This is a genomic window from Nonomuraea sp. NPDC001684, assembly GCF_053596515.1.
Genome location: NZ_JBSFGJ010000685.1, coordinates 1 through 3318, shown reverse-complemented (window position 1 = coordinate 3318; position 3318 = coordinate 1). Strand labels below are relative to the sequence as shown.

The 3318-nt window shown below is 72.8% G+C and carries 5 protein-coding genes; 4 read left to right on the top strand and 1 reads right to left on the bottom strand.

What is annotated here, in order from left to right:
- Positions 1-85: 85 nt before the first annotated feature.
- On the bottom strand, positions 86-286 hold the full coding sequence (locus tag ACWCSD_RS50040) for a PASTA domain-containing protein (RefSeq protein WP_449926490.1): 201 nt from the start codon (positions 284-286) through the stop codon (positions 86-88).
- A gap of 307 nt (positions 287-593) precedes the next feature.
- Here ACWCSD_RS50040 and ACWCSD_RS50035 point away from each other — a divergent pair, with 307 nt between their 5' ends.
- The 4 genes from ACWCSD_RS50035 to ACWCSD_RS50020 form a co-directional block, all read left to right on the top strand.
- Positions 594-1052, top strand: coding sequence for a hypothetical protein (locus ACWCSD_RS50035; protein ID WP_397157838.1), 459 nt, complete (start codon positions 594-596; stop codon positions 1050-1052).
- A 149-nt stretch (positions 1053-1201) separates the two neighbouring features.
- Complete coding sequence (locus ACWCSD_RS50030) at positions 1202-1594, top strand: hypothetical protein (RefSeq protein ID WP_397157836.1); 393 nt, start codon at positions 1202-1204, stop codon at positions 1592-1594.
- An 85-nt stretch (positions 1595-1679) separates the two neighbouring features.
- Positions 1680-2285: a DUF305 domain-containing protein gene (locus tag ACWCSD_RS50025; RefSeq protein WP_449926487.1), complete on the top strand. Its 606-nt coding sequence runs from the start codon at positions 1680-1682 to the stop codon at positions 2283-2285.
- A 652-nt stretch (positions 2286-2937) separates the two neighbouring features.
- Positions 2938-3318, top strand: a 381-nt coding sequence (locus tag ACWCSD_RS50020; protein ID WP_449926484.1) for a discoidin domain-containing protein, incomplete at its 3' end; no start/stop codon positions are given.

Here is a 3318-nt window from a genome sequence, read left to right as displayed (position 1 = left end):
ACGCGGCATCGCCCGCCTGCACCAGGGCTCCTGACCGCGCCCCGCCCCCCCGGGCCGTCGGTTCGGGGGGCGCGGGCGCCGGGCCTCACCCGCGCGGCTCGACGATCAGGAACACGGGCATGGTGATCGTGAGCAGTGCGCCGGGGAACGGGGCCTGGGCGATCACCACCCATTCGCCCGTCTCGGGAGCGCCGTCGGGGTTGACCCGCTGTACCCGCGCGGTGACCCCCAGCGCGGCGAGCCGCCCGTTCGCCGCGTCCAGCTCCATGCCCGACAGCGCGGGCATGGAGCCGAGGTAGGTGGGGGAGGGCCCGGCCGTCGCCGTCGCCGGGAGCGGCGGCGTGGGGGGAGGGGCGGCGTCGGGGGAGGGGCGGCGCGGTCTCCGGCCCCCTCCAGCAGCAGGGCGGTGAACGTCCCGCTCAACGCGAGCCCCATCACGACGAACGTGGCGATCAGGCGTGCCTCCGGCCGGTTCACGCCTCCTTTGTACGCCATCGGGATCACGTCGTCGGCCTGCGCGGCGTGGCGTCCTTCCTCGCTGGGGCGAAGTGGCCAGAATGGGAAGCATCTGGTCACTCAGTGTGAGGGGAACGATGCGGTCGATCACATGGGCGGCAGCGGTCGCCGTCGCGGTCGTCGCCGCGGGACCCGCCGCCAGCGCCGCGGCGGCCACCGGGCCGGACGGGGACACGTCCTGGCAGAAGCTCACGTCCTTCCGCGTCTCGCCGGCGGCGCCGCACCAGAACGACGCCATCCGGCTGCTCATCCACTGCCCCAGCCAGGCCAACCACGCCGTCGTCGGGTCCACGGCGTTCCCCGTCAAGGGGTCGTGGCGGATGTTCCGCGAGGTGGGGATCGGGCTGGGCGGGATGGGGTTCGGCAAGAAGGGCGTCGTCATCTCCCGGTACGCGCCGCCGGGGGAGCACGAGGTGCGCCTGAAATGCGTCAAGGTGACGGCCGACTGGCTGACCGGCTTCAGGAAGGTCAAGGTCATCAGCCGGTCCGAGGTCCCGCTCGTGGTGCGTCCGTTCCGCCTCGGCCAGTTCTTCTGACACGCTGACGCTGCCCGCCGCCGGCACTCGGGGAACGGCGGTCCCGGTCCGCCCAGGTCTCCGGTACCCGTACCGGGTTCAGGTTGCTGGAGGTGGGCGGCTCCCGTATCCTGCACGTTCGTAAGAGCCGGAGCGACGGGGGAGGGCCGGTGGGGATCCTGCGGCGGGGTGCGCGTGCACTCCTGCTCGTCGTCCTCGCCCTCGGCGTGTGCGGGATGCACACGCTCGGCCATGTGAACGCCCGGCACGACATGGCGAACGCCCGGCACGGCCTGGCGGTCGCTCACGAGCTCCCCGTCGCCCCCGTCGCCGCACTGGCGGGGCTCGCGCCCGGCCATGAGATGCCGGGTCTCGATCCGGCCGGGGTGTGCCTGGCCGTCCTGACCTCGCTGCTCGTCGTGGTGCTGCTGGCCCTGTGGGTCGGGGTGCGGCGGCGGGCCGTCGGCGGCGCCGGTCCTGGCCCGGCCTTCCGGCCCGTCGCACGGCCGCCGCCGCGACCGACGTCCCTGCGGCTGGCTCGTCTCTCGATCCTGCGCATATAGGCCGGTCCTTCGCCCGGACGCCCTCGACGGCGATCCGCGCGCATCGGCCTACCCGCAGTTCCAGCGAACGAGAGAGCACATCAGCATGTCCGTCAACCGTAAGATCGGCCTCGCCGCCGCCGCAGGCGCGCTCGTCCTGCTCGCCGCGTGCGGCGCGAACGACACCGCCTCCACTGCCGCGCCCGAGGCCACGACCGCGAGCGCCACCGAGAGCGCCGGTGCGCAGCCGTCGCAGCAGTCGTTCAACGACGCGGACGTCATGTTCGCCCAGATGATGATCCCGCACCACCAGCAGGCGGTCGAGATGGCCGAGCTCGCCCCGCAGCGGGCGAAGGACCCCGAGATCAAGAAGCTCGCGGCCGACATCAAGGCTGCCCAGGATCCGGAGATCCAGACCATGAAGGGCTGGCTGACCGAGTGGGGCAAGCCCGTCCCGTCCGGGGGCATGGGGCATGACATGCCCGGGATCATGTCCGCCGAGGACATGAAGAAGCTCGACGGGGCCAAGGGGGCCGCCTTCGACCGGCTCTTCGCCGAGCAGATGATCGCCCATCACGAGGGAGCGATCGAGATGGCCCGTACCGAGCAGGCGAGCGGGGTGAACCCGCAGGCCAAGGAGCTGGCCAAGGCCATCGAGAGCGCACAGCAGGCCGAGGTGGCCCAGCTCCGCAAGCTCCTCGAACGTCTCTGACGCCGCCCGCCGCCCGCCACCCGCCGCCCGCCACCCGCCGCCCGCCACCCGCCGCCCGCCACCCGCCGCCCGGACGCATACGCCGTCCGGGCGGCGCCCGCCGTGTCCCGCCGGTCACGGCCGCCGCGCGAACCGTACCGGCCCTTCCGCCGCTCCCTGTGCGGCCGGGGCGCGAGCCGTACCGGCCCGCCTGCCGCCTTTTGTGCGGCCGGGTCGGGAGTCGTACCGGCCCGCCTGCCGCCTCTTGTGCGGCCGGGGCGCCGGCCGTTCGGGTGTGGAGGTCGACGCAGGCGTGCATCGGAGCGGCGGGGGCGATGTCCGGAGGCGGGCTGACCCGGCAGGGTCTCGCCGAGGGGCCGACGGAAGGGCTCGGCCACCCCGAGATCGCCACCTGGCGGGCGCGGCCCGTCTCCGCCGTCCCCCGCGGCTCCTGAAGGCAGGTCCCGTCCGGGTGTGGGTTTGTCTGGTTTTTGGTGGTGTGTTCGTGTCGGGGAGGTGAACGGCGGGGTTGGTTTGAGGGGAAGGGTTGCGGATGAGGGTGTTCTTGTTTACCGTCCGCTATGAGCGTTAGGAAAGTTTCCTAACGCCCGCTCACCGATCACGGTCCACCTGCGGATGGCCCCATGGCACCCCCTATCCGAAGGATCAACGCATGATCAGACGTACTGAGCGGCGACCCCGGCGGTCGTCGCTGCTCGTCACGGCCCTGGTCGCGGCCCTGATGGCGGCCGCGCCCCTGGCGCCGCCGGCCACCGCCGCGGCCGGTTCCAGCGCCGACACGCTGCTGTCAGGCGGCAAACCGGTCACAGCCTCCTCGGTCGAGGGCAGCGGCTTCGAGGCGGCCAAGGCGGTGGACGGCAACGCCTCCACCCGCTGGGCCAGCGTCGAGGGCCACGACCCCGAATGGATCAGGGTCGACCTCGGCGACACGTACAACGTCTCCAGGGTGAAGCTGAGCTGGGAGGCGGCCTACGGCAAGTCGTACAAGATCCAGACCTCGCCGGACGGCGCCACCTGGACCGACGTCTACTCC